Consider the following 18,274-nt stretch of genomic DNA (forward strand, 5'->3'; position numbering starts at 1 on the left):
GGATGAGCCGCAGCCTTTCACTCCCCCACCCACGTCATCACCGGCCTTGTGCCGGTGATCTCGATTGTGTGGAGCACCGCGCCTCACGGGTCGGGATGGCCGGGTCAAGCCCGGCCATGACAGGGGAGGGTGTGACGAAGGCGGATGCGGGACGAAGGAGAGGTCTAGCCAAGGACGGTGGCATGCTCCACCGCGTCATCACCGTTCCCGCCCGGTCGTCACCGGCCCTCGCACCCTCCGACGTCATCACCGGGCTCGTCCCGGCGATCCCGATGGATTGAAGCACAGCGCCTCACCGCAACGGGATGGCCGGACAAGCCTGGCCATGACATCCGAGATTCGTCCACGTCTCAGAATTCAAATGACAACGATGGACTTTCACCCTCTGAATGCCCTCTCAAGGAAGGGCTGCAGAGCTGCCAGCGTTTCCTCCGGCGCCTCCTCGGCGAGGTAATGGCCGCAATCGATGCCGTGGCCTTCCACATGGCCGGCCCAGTCGCGCCACACGGCGAGAACGTCGTACCACCGTTCCAGCCCGTTCTTTAGGCCCCAGAGGGCCTGCACCGGGCAGGCGATGCGCCGGCCGGCCTTCTGGTCCTCTTCGTCGAGGCGCATGTCGATGGTGGCGCCCGCCCGGTAATCCTCGCACATGGCGTGGACCGTTTCCGGATCGGTGTAGCAGCGGCGGTATTCGGCAAGGGCCGCGTCATCGAAGAGCGAACGCCCGCGGCGAAGGTAGAACACGTCCGGATCCGATGCGATCAGGCGCTCGGGGATGGGATAGGGCTGGGCGAGGAAGAACCAGTGCCAATAGCCCATGGCGAACGCCATGTCGGTGCGCTGGAAATGCTCCGCCGTGGGAATGATGTCGAGAACGGAGAGCGAGACGATCCGCTCCGGGTGGTCGAGGGCCATGCGATAGGCGCAGCGCCCGCCCCGGTCGTGCCCGATGACGGCAAAGCGCTCGAAGCCGAGAGCCTGCATCACCTCGACCTGATCGCGCGCCATCGCCCGTTTGGAATAGGGCTCGTGATCCGGTGTCGTCGCAGGCTTGGAGCTGTCGCCGTAGCCGCGCAGATCGGCGCAGACGACCGTGTAGTTCTCGGCAAGCTTCGGAGCCACCTTGTGCCACATGACATGGGTCTGCGGATGGCCATGCAGCAGAAGGACGGGTGGCCCGCTGCCGCCATGCCGGAGGTTGATGACGGCCCCGGAGGCTTCGATCTGGCGATGAGTGAAGGTCTCGAACATCCTGATGTTGTCTTACAGTTTTCGCCGCAGCGCCAGTTCTTCCATCCGGGAAGGCGTCTCACCAGGAGCGGCGCTCGCCGTTGTCGATATGGATGATGCCGTTTCGATAGATCTTGAGCCCGCCGACCTGAGGGTGCGCCCGCAGATAGGCCATCACACCCCGGGCACGGGCCCGCACACGAAAATCGATGGCGCGACAGGAAAGGTGCAGGGAGTGGCGGGCGCCGCCGGCGCGCCAGTTGCGACCTCGAGAACGGTGGGTGGATTCGACACTGACAGGGCCGAACTTCTCTGCAACGGATGCCACCACATCGCGGATATCGCCCGGGATGCAGTCGGTCGGAGCGCTTGCGCGCAGGATGATCGTCCCCTGCGACACGAGCGAGGCGAAGCCGGAGAGAGTTCTTGCGGTCGGTAGGCCTCCGGTGACGTCTGGGTCGTCGATGCGGTTGTCGGAGGGCAGGCTCGCATATTGCGCCGGAGGAATGATCCCGCCGTCGCTGTCGCCCGCCACGAGCGCAACCGGGGATAATCCCACCAGAAACGCACCGGACATGAGGGCCAACCTGGACGTATTGCGAACGCGGCAAACGATGCTCATCGGGTTCTCCCGTTCTGAGCCCCTACACAATCACTGCCGCCGAAATGATCCTCCCTGCGGCATTCGCTGCTTATGGGTGGGTAACGGAAGGTTGAGGTCGCAGCGTTAGGGATGGCTACCTAAGGTTAAGCTTGCCCTAGGCAAGAACACCTAGGCGACATTGGAGTGGCTCAGACGGCTACTGCTCGGCAAAGCTTTATTCTGCAAGGAATCCTAGGACAGGAAATTTTGGGTGAGTTATGAGATAACAGGCTTGCAATCTTGCGGAAGCTTGCCGGAATGCACACATCTCTGTCCGTTGTGTCAATCATCGGGATTGGCCACTCGGAGATAGGAATGAACACTGCTCGTAGCGCCGTTTTCGACGCTATCAAGACCGCAGGCCCGACCCAGGCCGATGCGATCGCACGCGTCACGCTCGTGGCGAAACTGCTGGACAACGCCGTGATGATTCCCGGCCTGAACCGGCGCGTCGGCTTCGATGCCGTGCTGGGTCTCGTGCCGGGCATCGGCGATGTGGTTTCGGCTGCTCTCGCCAGCTACATCATCTGGGAGGCGCGTCAGCTTGGACTACCGCGGTGGAAGATCGCGCGCATGATCGGCAACGTCGCGGTCGATACGGCCATCGGCGCGATCCCGCTGGCGGGCGACGTGTTCGACGTCTTCTTCAAGGCCAATCAGCGCAACCTGCGGATCATTCACGAGCATCTGGGCACGCCCAAGCGCGGGCCGCGTGAGATCGACGGCACCGCCGTCCGGGTGGAGGAGCGCTGATGAAACGTCTCCTTTGGATCCTGGCCTGGATCGCCGTTGCGGTGTGGTCTCTCTTCGCGTGGGGCGCCTATGGGCTGCTCGACTTCTTCGGCGGCTTTGCGGCGCGCAATGCCGATATGGTCGCCGGCCATCCCGAGTCGGTCGAGTGGCTGTCCTGGGCTTTGATGACGCTGCGCAGCCTGGGGCTCGGCGCCATCGTGGTGGTCTGGGGCCTTGTCTCTCTGGTGATCCTGGCCGTTCCGGCCGTACTGGGTCTCTTCCTGGGCGGATCGAGGCGTGAGCCCTATGTCGACGATTGGCGCGGACCTCGGATCGACCCGCACATACGGGGACCGGTCCCACCGTCACCCGGACAGCATCCGATCCGGCGGATCGAGAAGCGATAACGGGAAAGGGCGAAGCGACATCCGCTTCGCCCTTTGTGTTTCAAGTCTTGGAGCATCGAGCAACACTCTTGTCATCATCGGCCCTGTGCCGGTGATCCCGATCGGAAAGGCGCTGCGCTTCACCTCATCGGGATGGCCGGGACACGCCCGGCCATGACGTAAGAGGATGTTTTCACCAACGTCCCAATAGCCAACGCTCAGCGGTGGCTCGAGATGAACTGCTTGAAGCGCTCGGATTTCGGAGCGCCGAACACGTCCGCCGGCGCACCTTCCTCCTCCACCACGCCCTTGTGCAGGAACACGACCCGGTTCGACACGTCGCGGGCGAAGCCCATCTCGTGCGTCACCACCAGCATGGTGCGGCCTTCCTCGGCGAGGGAGCGCATGACGCGCAGAACCTCGCCGACGAGCTCCGGATCGAGCGCCGAGGTCGGCTCGTCGAACAGCATCACCTTGGGATGCATGGCGAGCGCCCGCGCGATGGCGGCGCGCTGCTGCTGGCCGCCGGAGAGGTGGGAGGGGTACTGATTGCGCTTGTCGACGATGCCGACCTTGTTCAGCAGCTCCTCGGCTTCGGCGATGCACTCGGCCTTCGGGCGCTTCTGCACGTGCACCGGCGCTTCGATCACGTTCTCCAGGACGGTCATGTGGGACCAGAGATTGAAGCTCTGGAACACCATGGCGACTCGCGAGCGGATGCGGTCCACCTGACGCTGATCGGCCGGCTCCATGCCCTTGCGGCCCTTCTTCAGGCCGATCGTCTCGCCGCCGATGCGGATGTCGCCGGAATCCGGCACCTCCAGCATGTTGATGCAGCGGAGCATGGTCGACTTGCCGGACCCCGACGCGCCGAGAATCGAGATCACATCGCCTTCCTTCGCGCTGAGCGAGACACCCTTGAGAACTTCGAGCGACCCGAAGCTCTTGCGGAGATTGTTGACGGAAACGGCAGGAGCGGCCTCGGAGGGCGCAGGTTGGGAGGACAAGGATGCAACTCCGTTAGACATGAGCGGCCTCCAGACGCGGCTCGATGGCTGGGGGGCGGCGCAGATGAGGCGAGAGCCACCACTCGATGGCCATGATGATGCGCGTGATGATGAAGTTGAGAATGAGATAGATCAGGCCCGCAACGATGAAGACCTCGACCGCGCGGAACGTCTGCGAGATCAGTTTCGCGGCAAGACCGGTCACTTCCATCATGGTGATGATGGACGCCAGCGACGTGGCCTTCACCATGAGAATGAGCTCGCTGCCGTAAGCGGGGAGGGCCTGACGGACCGCGATGGGGAAGACGATGCGGCGGAAGAGCAGGAGGCCCGACATGCCGCAGGCCCGCGCTGCCTCGACCTGGTTGTGAGGCACCGATTGCAGGCCGCCGCGGATGATCTCGCTGGCATAGGCTGCGGTGTTGAGGGTGAGGGCCAGCACCGCGCACCAATAGGGCTCGCGGAAGAACGTCCACAATCCCCATTCCTGCAGCGTCGGACGGAACTGTCCGAGGCCGTAATAGATCAGGAAGATCTGCACGAGCAGGGGAGTCCCGCGGAACACGAAGACATAGGCCTGTGCCGGCCAGTCGAGCACCTTGACGCGCGACATGCGCATGAGGGCCAGGAGCATCGCGAAGATGGCGCCGAACGCGACCGCGGTGAAGGCCAGGTTCAGCGTGAGCGGCACACCCCCCATCAGGGTCAGGAAGCAATCCCACATGAAAGCGAAGTCCATCAGGATGCCCTCCGCATGCCACGCAACGAGTGGGTCTCCGCACGCTGGAACAGATAGGTCGAAACCCAGGTGATGAGCAGATAGAGAACCGCCGCCGTGATGTAGAAGTCGAACGGGCGGCGCGTGGAGCCGGCCGCGATATGCGACTGGCGCAGCAGCTCGACGAGGCCCGTCACGGAGATCAGTGCCGATTCCTTCAGCACCAGCTGCCACGTGTTGCCGAGGCCCGGGATGGCATAGCGCAGAACCTGCGGGGCGATGATGCGGCGGAACATGAGCCAGCGATGCATGCCGACCGAGCGCGCCGCCTCGATCTCGCCCCGGTTCACGACCTGATAGGCCCCGCGGAAGACCTCCGCCTGATAGGCGCCCGACACGATGCCGATGGCCAGGGCACCGGTGACGAAGGCCGGTACGCCGATGAAGCCTTCGGCCCCGAACAGGCTGCCGATGGCGCCGAGCGCCGCGCTGCCGCCGAAATAGAAGAGATAGATCACGAGCAGATCGGGAATGCCGCGCAGGACGGTGGTGTAACCGTCCGCCAGGCTTCGGGTGACGAGATTGCCCCCGATCTTCCCCCAGGCCACCAGGGTTCCGACGACGGAGCCGGCGAGAAAACCGCAGAGGGCGACGGCGATCGTCATCCCGGCCGCGGTGAGAAGAGCCCATCCCCAACCGTTGGGGCCGAACCCGACGAGCTCGAAATAGCTCAGCTGCTGCACGCTTCAACTTTCCTGAAAATGTCTCCCCTCACGAAAGCAGAGGGTAAGACAGGATCTGTCAAATCCGGCCTCGGCCGGATCATGTCGCAGGTCCGTGTAGCAGGACCCGCGACCTGGTTTCCAGCACGCTCTCGTCAGACTTGCGGAGTAGCGTCGATCTTGAACCACTTCTCGGACAGCTTCTTGATCGTGCCGTCCTTGATCGCAGCCTGGATCGCCTCGTCGAATGACTTTTTCAACTCGGTGTCATCCTTGCGCATGCCCACGGCGACACCCCGGCCCAGTACGCCACCGCGCATGCCCGTGCCGGCGATGACCATGTCCTTGAACTCGGGCTTCTCCTGCGTGGCTTTCAGGGCTCCATGCCCGGCAAAGATTGCGTCGACGCGGCCGGCCGTCAGGTCAAGGTCGTGCTGCTCCGTCGTCTTGTACTCGCGGATCTCGACCGTGTCCTTGAAGTACTGCTCCACGAACTGCGCGTTCACGGTCGAGCCCTGCACGCCGATCGTTTTTCCCTTCAGGAGCGGCTTCCAGGCCTCGATGGCCTTCTTCGCGCCCTCGGGGTCCTTTTCGAAGCTCACCGTCGTTCCCGCCCCGGCCAGCTTCGCGAGGGGAGAATCCTTCATCACGCCCCAGCCGTGCGGAGTGGCGGCATAGGGGAGCGAGAAACTGATCGTCTCGAGGCGCTTGTCCGTGATGTTCATGCCGGCCATGATGGCGTCGTACTTCTTCGCCTGAAGCGCCGGGATGATGCCGTCCCAATCCTGAGCCACGATCTCGCACTTCACCTTCATGCGCCCGCAGAGTTCGTTGGCGAGGTCGATCTCGTAGCCCTCGAGCTTGCCGCCCGCGCCGGTGAAGTTCCACGGGGCGTAGGCGCCCTCCGTGGCGATCTTGACGGTCTTCTCCTGTGCCGCCGCTCCGCCGAGGGCGAGCGTGGAGGCCAGTAGGCCAAGACCCAATGTTCTGAAGAGTTTCATCGTCATCCCTCTGGTCAGCTTCGACTGATCCTTTTGTCGGATGAAGGCCGTCGAGGACCTCCATCTCGCGCTCAGAAGCTAACATTCAAAAGCCAAGCCGGCGCAAGTCCTAAACATGCTGAATAAAGAGCCCAAGCTGGCGATTTCGGTCGCATCTGCGCCCGATCGATACAAAAAAGGCGCAGCCGAAGCCGCGCCTCAATCTCAGATCTGAAAAGCTGGCCGGTGGGAAGCAAGGGCATTGCCACCGCCCCCGTCATGGCCGGCACAGGGCCGGCCATCTCGATCGGAAGAGTGCGGCATCTCCCGCATAGGGATCACCGGCACAGGGCCGGTGATGACGAAGGAGGGAGATCCTCCACCGGACTTCCGAAGATCAGACGCGAGGGGTGGTGTCGATCTTGAACCACTTCTCGGACAGTTTCTTGACCGTGCCGTCCTTGATCGCAGCCTGGATCGCCTCGTCGAAGCTCTTCTTGAGCTCCGTCTCGCCCTTGCGCAGGCCAACGCCGACGCCGGCGCCGAGCAGGCCGCCGGTGATGGACGGGCCGGTGAGGACGTAGTCCTTGAACTCGGGCTTCTCGAGGGTGCCGATGATGGCGGTCGCGTCGGCCAGCACAGCATCGATGCGGCCGGCGGCGAGATCCAGGTCATGGGCCTCGGTGGTCTTGTACTCGCGGATCTCGGCCGTGCCCTTCAGGTACTTGTCGGCGAAGTTCGAGTGGATGGTCGAGGTCTGGACGCCGATGGTCTTGCCCTTCAGGAGCGGCTTGTAAGCCTCGATGGCCTTCTCGGCGGCCGCCTGCTGGGTGCTGAGGTTGAAGGCCTCGCCCTTGCCGGGCATCTTGGCGAGCGGCGAGTCTTTCGCCACCAGGAATCCGTTCGGGGAGTTGGCGTAGGCACTGGAGAAATCGATGGTCTTCTTGCGCTCGTCGGTGATGCTCATGCCGGCCATGATGGCATCGTATTTCTTCGCCTGAAGCGCCGGGACGATGCCGTCCCAGTCCTGAGCGACGATCTCGCACTGCACCTTCATGCGCCCGCACAGGTCGTTGGCGAGGTCAATCTCGAAGCCCTCGAGCTTGCCGCCCGCGCCCGTGAAGTTCCACGGAGCATAAGCACCCTCCGTGGCGATTTTCACCGTCTTCTGCTGTGCGGCGGCTCCGCCGATCGCAAGAGCGGAACCGAGAAGAGCCAAGCCGACGGTCTTAACGAATTTCATAGTCGTTCCCTTGTTTGTGGTCCCCGGCTTTGCGCCGAGGCCTGACTTAATCGCGGTCCTCGCGGGCCGCGCCGTGACGCAGTAACAGCCAAACTTGACAAAAAGGCAAGGGGTCGGTCAGTCGACTTCACACAACCCGAAGCCTGATCTCGCCGAGCCTCTCGATGGCGCCCACCATGGTCTGACCTTGCGTCACCGCGCCGACTCCGTCCGGGGTGCCGGAGAAGATCACGTCGCCGGGGGCGAGTTCGAAATACTGGGAAAGATAGGCGATCTGCTCGGCGACGGACCAGATCATGTCGGACAGATCCGCCTTCTGCTTGGTCGCGCTGTCCACCGACAGGGAGATGGAGCCGCCTGCAGGGTGTCCAACCTGCGAGACGGGATGGATCGGTCCGACCGGGCCCGAATAATCGGCGGCCTTCCCGAGTTCCCAGGGGCGGCGAAGCTGCTTGGCCTCGTCCTGGAGGTCGCGGCGTGTCATGTCGAGGCCGACCGCATAGCCGAAGACGTGGTCGAGAGCCTGCCCGACGGGGATGTCCTTTCCACCCCTGGCCAGCGCCACGACCATCTCGATCTCGTAATGGTAGTTCCCGGTCTTTGGTGGATAGGAATGCTCTGCCGTTTCACCTTCCACGACGGGCTGGAGCGCATCGGCCGGTTTCATGAAGAAGAAGGGAGGTTCGCGGGTCGGGTCGCCTCCCATCTCCCGCGCATGGGCCGCATAGTTTCTGCCGACGCAATAGACTCGGCGGACCGGGAACAGGTCGGCGCTGCCGGCAACCGGAAGGGCGGGGATCGAAGGCGCAGGAATGACATAGGCCATGGAAGCTCGCGGAATGTCGGAGGGTGATCGGACAAGGCCCGAAGGCCGGACCTTCTGGTCTCTTCCTACACGTTGGAACAGGCATCACAAGCCGCCGCGAACAGGATTCGGCTACCGCTTTGGGCGAAGACGAAAACGGCGGGCCCATTGGACCCGCCGTGATGGCCGTTCAACCATGAAGCCTCTTAACGACGGCGGGCCGTACCGCCCGGGAGACGCTGGGCGTCTGCCGCATGATGCTCGAGGTGCGGGACCACCGAGGCCGCGAACTGGCGCAGTGACGGATCGTTGCCGGCCTGAGCATAGCCCGAGTGGAGAGCGAGGGCCTCCTGGTGAGCCATGCGCTGGGCCTGCCCATAGAGGCGATCGAACTGCGGACCCGAGGTCGAGGCGAGCTGGTTCAGCATGGCGGTCTTCTCGGGGCTGAGCGGAACGCCGAGACGGATCGGGGTCACCGAGCCCGTCGACTGGACATCGGCCGTCCGGCCTGCTGCGGCACCCGTGGTTGCGCCAACGCCGGCTCCGACCGCTGCACCGACCGGTCCGCCGACCACGGCTCCGACGCCAGCACCAGCCAGCGCGCCGGTTGCCGTGCCGCCCGCCGTGCCCGGGGAACCGCTCGCCGCAGCGCCGGCCGTGGCACCAGCCGTCGCGCCGACGCCAGCGCCGACGGCCGCGCCCACCGGGCCGCCGACCAGGGCGCCGATGCCGGCACCGGCGAGCGTGCCGCCCAGGGAGCCGCCGATGAATTCACCGGACGCCGAATAGACCGGACGACCGCCATTCAGGGCCTGGCTGGTCATGCCGTGGTCTCGGATCATGTTCTCGGCGTAGCGGCGCACGACGGGATTCCGCGAACGCTCGAGGGCGAGCTGGCTCGAGGCAATCTCGAAGGCATCCGATTGAGCCGCCATCATGCGATAGGTCTGGCTGTCCATGACCTGAGCAGAGGCCGGGGCGGCCGAAACGGACGCAAGCAATGCCGAAAGGGCAAGATATTTCTTCATGAGATGACTCCTGTTTCCGGGATCGCAGAACACCATGCGAAGCCGACGAGGCCTGCAAAAATCATGGATGGCTGCTGCATCCGTTCAACGGAGTGCGATCTGAGCGGTTCCAGATAAGGTAAGGATATATTGCCAGTCAGGCCGACTTTGATGGCCGCGGCCAGGATAATGGATGGTCGACCCTAGTAAAAACATCCGGAAGGACTGGAATTGTGCGCTTCAATAGGCAAGCTTTGCCTTGCGATGTTCGCTGTGTCTGGCAAAGCTTGGCCGGGACCTGGATCACGACTTGTCTGTTGGCTGGCGGATGCGCGCGAGTGAGAGCATGCCCATTCCACCCACCGTGCCATCCGGCTTCAGGCCCCGGAGTTCGGCCGCGAGGAGAAAGCCGGTTTCATCCTGTCCGATGGTGAAGAGATGATAGCCGGCCTTGTGGGTCAGCGTTCCGCTGCGTGCCGAGGCGGAAGGTGCCCCGATGACGGGAATGGGTCCGCGTGGACCGTCGAGATGGGCTAGCGAGCCCACATGGTTGTGCCCGTGCAGCACCAGCTCCGCGCCGACCCGGCACAACATCTTCTCGAAACGGGACGCATCGGTGAGGTTGCGGCCCGCCTCCGCGCCGCCGACATGGGGCGGGTGGTGGATCAGCACGATCCGGAAGCAGCCCGGATCGCGTCCCAGCTCGCGGAGAATCTCCTCGACGGCCTTCATCTGCTTCGATCCGACCCGGCCGCTCGCCACGAAAGGGAGAGTGGGGATGGCCGAAGACAACCCGATGACGGCAATCGGCCCGTAGCGGCGCAGATAGGGAAAAGTCCCTTCGCTGCCGTCATCGCCCCGTGTCCAGGGCGAGATCTCCCGCAACAGCCCTTCGAGGGAGCCACGCACATAGGCATCGTGATTGCCCGGCACGAAGGTGACGCGGGAGGGATCGCCCAAGCCTTCAAGAAAGACGCGAGATGTCTTCCACTCATCGGGAAGGCCGATATTGCAGGTGTCGCCCGTGCAGGTGATGTGGTCGGGTTTCTGCGCATGGATGTCGGCGACGAGTTCCGCGAGGAGCTCCATGTCGTGCAGATCGTGCCGGCTGCTGTGCCAGTTGTACCAACCGGTCAGGCGCTTGCTCAAAAGCTGCTTGAGGCGCGGTCGGGGAAGGGGCCCTACATGGGGGTCGGTCAGATGGGCGATACGGAACATGGCGGCCGGATTGATGCGAGTGGAAGCGAGAGTTCGCGCGCGGTGCCCTTCGCGTCAAGCGCTGCCGATGAAGATACCGGCGAGAAGCACCAGAACGCCCCCCACGATGACCTGATAGGTCGCGCTCCAGAACGGTGTCTCCATGTACCGTGTCCGGATCCACGAAATCGCCACCAGTTCCACCGCCACCACGAGCGCCGCGATGCTGGTGGCCAGGATGAAGGCGTTGGGCCAGGAATCGGGCACCAGATAGGGCAGGGTGTGGCCGATGCCGCCGGCCGCCGTCATGAGGCCGCAGACCAAGCCGCGCAGCCAGGGCGAGCCGCGGCCCGTGATCTCGCCATCGTCGGAGAGGGCTTCGGTCAGGCCCATGCTGATGCCGGCACCGACGGAGGCGGCGAGTCCGACCAGGAAGGTCTCCCAGTTGTTCTGAGTCGCGAAGGCTGCGGCGAACAGGGGTGCGAGGGTCGACACCGAGCCGTCGATGAGCCCGGCCAATCCCGGCTGCACGTATTGCAGCACGAAGAGCCTGCGGCGGGCATGCTCCTCGGCGGCCTCCGCGTTCTCGGTCAGGTGGGCCGCGTGCAGTTCGCCGGCCTTGCGCTCATGACCGCGCTCGACCTCGGCAAGCCTGGTGAACAATTCGCGCAGGGATACGTCGAGGGTCTGCTGCGCGGCCTTCTCATAGAAATTCGCAGCCTGCAGCTCCATGATCTCCGCCTCGCGGCGCATGCGGTCGAGGTCGAGGTGGGGGCTCCACCACACGGCGCGGCGCTTCAGGAAGCCGCGCACATCCTCCCGGCGGATGGGAGGGAGATGCTCGCCGAACCGGGAGCGGTAGAAATCGTAGAGAGAATTGCGATGGGCCCGCTCTTCCTCGGCCATGCCGTCGAAGATCTCGGCCGAGGCGGGGAAATCGGGGCGAATGCGATCCGCGAAATGCTGGTAGATCCGCGAATCTTCTTCTTCGTTGGCAATGGCGAGCGCGATGACCTCGCGCCCGGACAATTCCGACAGAGACTTCATGCCCGCTCCTGTTTAGAAGTATTCTAAACGGGGAAACGGGCCGTCGCCAAGCCTCCCTGAGGGAGCAGGACGGCCGGGGTGAGGCTCAGTACTGCGCGCCCGGGATCAGGGTCGAGTAGATCGAGCGGTCCTCGAGGTTGAGGGCCGGGGACCAGGAGAAGCGAGCGGAGCGGTTGAGGCGGGACAGGATGAGCGCGAGAAACATTGGAACACCTTTGGTTGCCGCTGTCTTAGACCTTCGTATAAGTCCCGTCACGCGCCAAATTGCGGGAACAGCTATGCAATTGATGAATGACTACATTCATCCTCCGGTAATCTTGTTGTGATTGCCTGAACCGATGTCCGACTCTCAGCCGCCTCGCAGGGCGTCGCGCCTCATTTCCTGGGGCCTTCACACGTATTGGCGCTTTTCCCGCGGCATGACGCTCGGCGTGCGCGGCGTCGTGCTCGACGACCGGAACCAGGTCTTTCTCATCCGGCACACCTACGTGCCGGGCTGGCATCTGCCGGGCGGAGGCGTCGAGACCGGCGAGACGGCCCTCGATGCGCTCGGCCGGGAACTCCGGGAGGAGGCCTGCATCACGATCGACGAGACGCCCCGTCTGTTCGGCGTCTTCTTCAACAACAGGATCTCCCGGCGCGATCACGTGCTGGTCTATGTGATCCGGCACTTTACGGTGCTGGGGGTCAAGCAGCCGGACCGGGAAATTGCCGAAGCCGGTTTCTTCTCCCTCGACCGGTTGCCCGATGGAACGACCGGTGCCACCCGCGACCGTTTGGCCGAAATCCTCGAGGGGCAGCCTCCCTCCGCGAAGTGGTGAGAGAGGATTTGCGCCGCCTTCGCGACGCTGCTATGGCCTAGCAACTTCAGGAAACGCCGAGCCCATGAGCATCACCCGGATTCTGCGACGACGACACGGCTGACATCACGTCCGGCCGCCATTTCTGTTTCTCGTCCTTCGCGTCCCGAGTCCGTTCATGACCGAGCTCTCGCTCCTGATCCGCACAGAACAACCCATCGATTCCGAGGCCATCGAACGCCTGCACGAGCGTGCCTTCGGCCCCGGCCGCTTTGCCCGCACCGCTTCGCGCCTGAGGGAAGGGGCGTCCCACCTGCTCGACCTGTCGTTCACCGCCATGGTCGGCACGCTGCTGGTCGGCTCGGTGCGCATGACGCCGGTCATGGCCGGCAGCGCGCCGGCCCTGATGCTGGGGCCGCTCACCGTCGAGCCGGCTTTCGAGAGCCGCGGCATCGGCGCGGCGCTCATGCGCCGGTCGCTGGATGCCGCCAAGGCGAAGGGACATACCCTGGTGCTGCTGGTGGGCGACGAGCCCTATTACAGCCGCTTCGGCTTCATGCGCATCCCGCCGCAGCAATTGCAGCTTCCCGGCCCGGTCAATCCGATCCGCTTCCTGGCACTGGAGCTGGTCGAGGGGGCACTGGCGGGCGCGAAGGGGCTGGTGAGCCCTCTTCCCGGCCCGAACGGATAGCTTGGACAATCGTGGCGTCTCCCGTCATGGCCGGGCCTGTCCCGGCCACCCCGGTTGAATGAGCGCTGCGTTCTTCCGATCGAGATCACCGGCACAAGGCCAGTGATGACGTGGCGGTGAAGGCGTCGTCCATACTCATCGAGCGCTGCGCCCCGACCCGCATCCTCGATCCGGCTCAAGCCCGCCGCCGTCCCTCGATCAGCCAGGCGGCGAGCGTCGAGCCGATCAGGAGCACCAGGCCGACGAAGCCGAGCGCCATCGGAAAGACTGACACGCCGCGCACGATGGCGCTGTCGCTGGGCTTGATCCCGATCCAGTCGCCGCCGGAGAAGCGCGTGCCGGAATGCACCGCGAGAATGCGCGGCACCGTAATGCTCTGATCGCCCGCCATCGCGACCCGCCGCACCGATCCGCCCGTCGCCTTGGCGATCGAGCTCAGAGCCTCCGTGTTGCTGAACACGTCCATCAGTTCCCGCGGATTGGCCGGGCCGATGCTGACGAAGGTGATGAGATCCCCCGAGCGGACCGTGTGCAAGCCGAGTTCGCGGCTTGCGACCTGCGCGGTGAAGAGACCGGGGCGCGTCTCGGTCAGCGGAACGCTGCTCTCCGCACCGCTCGGCGCGATGAGGGTGGCCGGATCGGCCGTTTCCGCCATGGTCTGCCGCTCGATGCGAATGTCGCGTCCTTGGGCGCTCGCACGCAACGCTTCCTCTTCCAGGGCCGGCTCCTTCATGAGCCAATGGGCCAGGCGGCGAAGGAGGTCGAGATGCGGCCCCCCGTCCTGGTAGCCGCGAGCCCAGAGCCAGGCGTGATCGGAGAGGAGCAGGGCTACCCGGCCCTTGTCCTCCCGGCGCAGGACGAGGAGCGGCAGTTCGTTCGCCCCCGACATGAGGGTGTCGCCCGACTGGACCTGCGAGCCGATGATCCGCAGCCACTCGCCCCAGGTCGGCGGGGATTGCTCCGAGCCCGGCAGGTCGCGGGTGACGGGATGCCGGTCGCCGGTATCGGTGATCTGCGCCTTGTAGGGCTGCTCGACGATGGTGCCGTTGGGCTGGCCGGGAATGATCGGAGCGAGCCGCGTCTGCGCGAGGCTGCCGTAGCTCGCGAATTCGGGGCCTGCCGCCACCAGGATCGCGCCGCCCTCGCGCACATAGCGCACGATGTTCTCGAAGTAGCTGGAGGGCAGGATGCTCTGGTTCGCGTAACGGTCGAAGATGATCAGGTCGAATTCCTTGATCTTCTGCTGGAACAGCTCGCGAGTCGGGAAGGCGATCAGCGAGAGTTCGTTGATCGGGGTGCCGTCCTGCTTCTCCGGCGGACGAAGAATTGTGAAGTGGACGAGGTCCACGTTGGCGTCGGATTTCAGGAGATTGCGCCAGGTGCGCTCGCCCGCATGCGGCTCGCCGGAAACCAGCAGCACGCGCAGCTTCTCGCGGATGCCCTCGATGGGGACGACGGCCCGGTTGTTCGCCTGGGTCAACTCGTTGGCTAAGCCTTCCACTTCGAGCTCGACCACGTTGGTGCCGCCATGTTCGATCCGCACGTCGAGCGAGAAGGGCGTGTCGGCCCGCACCTGCTGGCGGGTGAGAACCTGTCCGTCGCGGCGCACGGTCACGAGGGCCGAGCCTGTGCCGCCGCGCTCCATGATCTGGGCGCGGATGGTCTGGTCCTTGCCGACGATGCCGAAGCGGGGCGCCTCCAGCAGCTTGATCTGCCGGTCGCGCTCGTCGGGACGGCCGGTGATGAGCGCGTGAAGAGGCGCCCGGAAGCCGAGCCCTTCCACGGAAGGCGGAATATCGTGCACCACGCCGTCGGTGACGAAGACGACGCCGGCGAGCCGGTCCGGCGGCACGTCGGCCAATCCGTTGGAGAGGGCGGCGAACAGGCGCGTGCCGTCATCGCCGTTGCCGTCGTCCGCCTCGATGAAGCGGGGATCCACGTCGGCCAGCGAACCGAAGCGGCGCTCCAGTTCGGCTCTCACCTGATCGGTCATCGGGGAGCGGTCGCCCAGGGTCTGCGAGGTCGAGCGGTCGATGACCACCGCCACGATATCCTTCACCTTCTCCCGATCCTCCTGCACGAGCGCCGGGTTGGCGAGAGCGAGGAGAACGAGCCCGAGGGCGATCGCCCGCAGGATCGCCACGGGGCCGCGGGAGACCAGCGCAAGGATCGCCAGCAGGGTGACGACCGCGCCCAGCGCCCAGAGGGCATAAGCCGGGATGAGGGGTGAGAAGCTGACGGAAAGCAATACAGTCTCCCCCTACTGCCCGAGGCGTTCGAGCAGGGCCGGCACGTGCACCTGGTCGGCCTTGTAGTTGCCGGTCAGCGCATACATGACGATGTTGACGCCGCTGCGGTACGAGAATTCCCGCTGGCGCTGATCGCTGCCGACGATCGGATAGATCCACTCGCCCCGCTGGCCCACGGCCCAGGCGGCAGCGAGATCGTTGGACGTGATGATGATCGGCGAGACTCCGTCGCCCGAGCGGGCGGGACGGCTTGCCTCACCCTCGGGTGCGGGTGGCAGGGCCTCGACCCAGGTCTGTCCCGTGGCGTAGCGGCCGGGGAAGCTGTCGAGGATGTAGAAGGTCTTGGTCAGCACGTGATCGGCCGGCACGGGCTCGAGTTCGGGAATGTCGAGGCTCGCCAGCATGCGGCGCAGGTATTGTCCCTCGGCGGTGGGCGCTCCGTCCGGGCGATTGCCGAAGGCATCGCGCGTGTCGAAGATCACCGTGCCGCCGCCTTTCATGAAGGCATCGAGGCGCCGGATCGCAGTCTCGGACGGCATGGGCCGCGCCGCCACGATGGGCCAGTAGATCAGCGGATAGAACGCGACCTCGTCCCGCGAGGGATCGATGCCGATGGGCTCGCCCGGCGAGAGGGCGGTCCTCTGGCTCAGCACCTGCGTCAGGCCCGCCAGTCCCGCCTTGCTTGTCTCGTCGACCTGCGCGTCACCCGTGACGACATAAGCGAGCCGCGTCACGAGAGCGGGATTGGAGCTCTCCATGGTCATGGACGATCGCCGTTCCTGCGCACTCGCATCGGAGAACGGATTGGGGAGAAGGGCGGCGCTCAGGACGACGGCCGCCGCAGCTCCGGCCCGGCGCAGGCGGCCGGCCAGGCTCGACAGATGTCCCCCGAGCCACAGCGACGCGAGGGTGTCGGCCAGCAGAAGGGCGAGGGCCAGCATGAACAGCGGCATGCGCAGATCGACGGTCTGCGCGCCGGCAAGAGGCGCGATCCGCGCATTGAGCGGAGCGTAGTCGAGCGGGGCGAGCCGGTCGCTCGGCAGAAGCGCATTCACCGCAAGGCTCGAATCCACGGGGCCGTAGAACCCCGGCGGATGCTCTCCGTTCGCACGCTCGGCGTAGCTGCGCGCCACGGCACGGGCCGTCGCCGGAGGCGAGGTGAAGATGCCATAGCCATCGAGGGTCAGACGGGGAGCCACGGTCTCGTTCTCCGCATTGCGTGCTTCCGCATTCACGTCGCTCGGCGCGCCCGCGAGAGCCGTGGTCCGGCGCAGCATCTCGACGAAGAGGCCGGACAGGGGCAGGTTCGACCAGGTGGTGTCCGCCGTCACGTGGAAGAGCACGATCATGCCGTCGCCGCGCTTGTCGGCTGTGACGATGGGCGTGCCGTCGGCCAGGGAGGCCCAGGTTCTTGCCGGGAGATCGCCGTCGGGTTCCGCAAGGATCTGACGGCGGATGCCGATTTCCTCCGGCACGGCGAGGCCGAAATAGGGGCTTTCACGGGTGAACGGCGCGAAGGTCTTCGGCGTGTCCCAGGACAGCGTGCCGCCGAGGCTTCGTCCGCCGCGCCGCAGGCGCACCGGCACGAGTTCGTCATTGCCGGCGGCAAGCCGGGAGCCGGCGAAGCGCAGCAGCATGCCGCCCTTCTCGACGAAGGCCGTCACCTTGCCGAGGGTCTCCCGGTCGAGGCCGCCGACATCCGCCAGCACCAGAATGGAAACCTGTTCGTCGATGAGCTGGTTCACCGCATCGGCCACGGCGCCACGGCCGTTGCGGATCTCGGAATAGGGTGAGAGCGCGCGCTCGATATAGTAGAGCGGCGAGAGAAGCGGCTGGGCCTGATCGGAGGTGCCGCCGAAGACGAGACCGACGCGGCGGCGCTTGCCGCGCTCGTCGAGAAGATGCACGGCTCCGGCCGAGCCTTCGCCGAGGATTTCGATGCGCGCGATCGCGTTGCGGATCTCTGTCGGCAGATCGAAGGCGACATTCGTCTCGGTGGCGTTCTGGTTGAAGGAGAAGCGCATGTCGGCGAGCGGCAGGCTCTTCAGATCGAGCGCGCGCACGATACCGGCATCGCGTCCGTTCGGCTCGGGCCGCACCAGCGTGACATTGAGCTGGCCGCTGGCATTCTCGACGCCGGCAATGGCCAGAGCCGGAGCGCGCTCCGCTTTCAGAACGGTGATCCGCTGCCCGTTCGCCGTTTGCGCCAAACCGTCGACGAAGCCCTGTCCCTCAACGCCTGCCACCCCATCGCTGATCCAGACAATGTTGGCCTCCGGCGTGGAATCCATGAAGCGCCTGACGGAATCGAGATGGACCTGGCGGTCCTGCAGGTGCGGAAGAGGTTTCAGAGACCGCAACCGTTCCAGTGCGGCGGCCGGGCTCGCAAGCTCGATGGCGGCCGGGGCTTCCGCCGTCGCCACGAGGCCGATTGTGCGCCCGTCGCGTCCAGCCGCTTCGATGCGTTCGGCCGCGAGGTTCATCCGATCCCGCCAGTCATGAGCGGCGGCAACGCCGTTGTCGAGCATGATCAGAATCGGCGACCGGCTGTTGTCTTCGGCCAGCGGGTTCCAGATCGGTCCGGCGGCCGCGAGAATGAGGAAGGCGGCGAGCAGCAGCCGCAGCAGCAGGAGCCACCAGGGCGTGCGGGCGGGCAGTTCCTGCTCGGGCCGCAGATCCGCGAGAATTTTCAGAGGCGGGAAGTCGACCCGCCTCGGCTGCGGCGGCGTGATCCGCAACAGCAGCCAGATGGCGGGCAGGGCCGCAAGAGCCGTCAGGACGAGCGGAACGGTGAAGGTGAGGGGAAGGCCCAGCATC

At 65.2% G+C, this 18,274-nt stretch carries 17 protein-coding genes; 4 read left to right on the forward strand and 13 right to left on the reverse strand.

The features are described 5' to 3' along the window. Positions 1-378: 378 nt before the first annotated feature. Positions 379-1,251 (reverse strand): alpha/beta fold hydrolase, encoded by an 873-nt coding sequence (locus KHP60_RS14430; protein ID WP_213565018.1) that lies wholly within the window; start codon positions 1,249-1,251, stop codon positions 379-381. A gap of 58 nt (positions 1,252-1,309) precedes the next feature. After that, positions 1,310-1,852 carry a D-Ala-D-Ala carboxypeptidase family metallohydrolase gene (locus KHP60_RS14435; protein WP_213565019.1) on the reverse strand — a complete coding sequence of 181 codons (543 nt, stop codon included), beginning with the start codon at positions 1,850-1,852 and terminating at the stop codon, positions 1,310-1,312. 336 nt (positions 1,853-2,188) lie between these two features. Here KHP60_RS14435 and KHP60_RS14440 point away from each other — a divergent pair, with 336 nt between their 5' ends. Next, entirely contained in the window at positions 2,189-2,626 is a 438-nt protein-coding gene (locus KHP60_RS14440) for a DUF4112 domain-containing protein (RefSeq protein WP_213565020.1), read from the forward strand. Continuing rightward, the gene (locus KHP60_RS14445; RefSeq protein ID WP_213565021.1) at positions 2,626-3,012 is read left to right on the forward strand and encodes a hypothetical protein; all 387 of its coding nucleotides are present in this window, start codon (positions 2,626-2,628) and stop codon (positions 3,010-3,012) included. The genes KHP60_RS14440 and KHP60_RS14445 overlap by 1 nt, the downstream gene beginning before the upstream one ends. Positions 3,013-3,209: 197 nt before the next feature. On the opposite strand, the gene KHP60_RS14450 is transcribed toward KHP60_RS14445, so the two are convergent. The 9 genes from KHP60_RS14450 to mbfA form a co-directional block, all read right to left on the reverse strand. Beyond that, a complete protein-coding gene (locus KHP60_RS14450) occupies positions 3,210-4,019 on the reverse strand; it encodes an ABC transporter ATP-binding protein (protein ID WP_249688785.1) in 810 nt (269 codons plus the stop codon). After that, positions 4,012-4,737: an ABC transporter permease gene (locus tag KHP60_RS14455; RefSeq protein WP_213565023.1), complete on the reverse strand. Its 726-nt coding sequence runs from the start codon at positions 4,735-4,737 to the stop codon at positions 4,012-4,014. The genes KHP60_RS14450 and KHP60_RS14455 overlap by 8 nt, the downstream gene beginning before the upstream one ends. Continuing rightward, positions 4,737-5,459 carry an ABC transporter permease gene (locus KHP60_RS14460; RefSeq protein ID WP_213565024.1) on the reverse strand — a complete coding sequence of 241 codons (723 nt, stop codon included), beginning with the start codon at positions 5,457-5,459 and terminating at the stop codon, positions 4,737-4,739. Before KHP60_RS14460 ends, KHP60_RS14455 begins: the two co-directional genes overlap by 1 nt. Before the next feature lie 134 nt (positions 5,460-5,593). Then, entirely contained in the window at positions 5,594-6,439 is an 846-nt protein-coding gene (locus KHP60_RS14465) for a lysine/arginine/ornithine ABC transporter substrate-binding protein (RefSeq protein WP_213565025.1), read from the reverse strand. A 376-nt stretch (positions 6,440-6,815) separates the two neighbouring features. Further along, complete coding sequence (locus tag KHP60_RS14470) at positions 6,816-7,661, reverse strand: lysine/arginine/ornithine ABC transporter substrate-binding protein (protein WP_213565026.1); 846 nt, start codon at positions 7,659-7,661, stop codon at positions 6,816-6,818. Between the two features lie 127 nt (positions 7,662-7,788). Continuing rightward, positions 7,789-8,487 carry a fumarylacetoacetate hydrolase family protein gene (locus tag KHP60_RS14475; protein ID WP_213565027.1) on the reverse strand — a complete coding sequence of 233 codons (699 nt, stop codon included), beginning with the start codon at positions 8,485-8,487 and terminating at the stop codon, positions 7,789-7,791. A gap of 185 nt (positions 8,488-8,672) precedes the next feature. Further along, the gene (locus KHP60_RS14480) at positions 8,673-9,494 is read right to left on the reverse strand and encodes a DUF4142 domain-containing protein (RefSeq protein WP_213565028.1); all 822 of its coding nucleotides are present in this window, start codon (positions 9,492-9,494) and stop codon (positions 8,673-8,675) included. Positions 9,495-9,776: 282 nt separating this feature from the next. Next, complete coding sequence (locus KHP60_RS14485; protein ID WP_213565029.1) at positions 9,777-10,691, reverse strand: metallophosphoesterase; 915 nt, start codon at positions 10,689-10,691, stop codon at positions 9,777-9,779. 54 nt (positions 10,692-10,745) lie between these two features. After that, a complete protein-coding gene (gene mbfA, locus KHP60_RS14490; RefSeq protein ID WP_213565030.1) occupies positions 10,746-11,717 on the reverse strand; it encodes an iron exporter MbfA in 972 nt (323 codons plus the stop codon). A 338-nt stretch (positions 11,718-12,055) separates the two neighbouring features. Between mbfA and KHP60_RS14495 the strand changes: the two genes are divergently transcribed. Further along, the gene (locus KHP60_RS14495) at positions 12,056-12,538 is read left to right on the forward strand and encodes an NUDIX domain-containing protein (RefSeq protein WP_213565031.1); all 483 of its coding nucleotides are present in this window, start codon (positions 12,056-12,058) and stop codon (positions 12,536-12,538) included. Between the two features lie 157 nt (positions 12,539-12,695). After that, positions 12,696-13,208 carry a GNAT family N-acetyltransferase gene (locus tag KHP60_RS14500; RefSeq protein WP_213565032.1) on the forward strand — a complete coding sequence of 171 codons (513 nt, stop codon included), beginning with the start codon at positions 12,696-12,698 and terminating at the stop codon, positions 13,206-13,208. A 175-nt stretch (positions 13,209-13,383) separates the two neighbouring features. Here KHP60_RS14500 and KHP60_RS14505 read toward each other — a convergent pair whose 3' ends face one another. Together KHP60_RS14505 and KHP60_RS14510 are read right to left on the reverse strand one after the other, a co-directional pair. Next, positions 13,384-15,456, reverse strand: a complete 2,073-nt coding sequence (locus KHP60_RS14505; protein WP_213565033.1) for a hypothetical protein — start codon at positions 15,454-15,456, stop codon at positions 13,384-13,386. 12 nt (positions 15,457-15,468) lie between these two features. Then, on the reverse strand, positions 15,469-18,273 hold the full coding sequence (locus KHP60_RS14510; protein WP_213565034.1) for a DUF4159 domain-containing protein: 2,805 nt from the start codon (positions 18,271-18,273) through the stop codon (positions 15,469-15,471). Position 18,274 lies beyond the last annotated feature (1 nt).

The sequence above is a fragment of the Microvirga sp. 3-52 genome (assembly GCF_018383585.1).
Classification (GTDB): domain Bacteria; phylum Pseudomonadota; class Alphaproteobacteria; order Rhizobiales; family Beijerinckiaceae; genus Microvirga.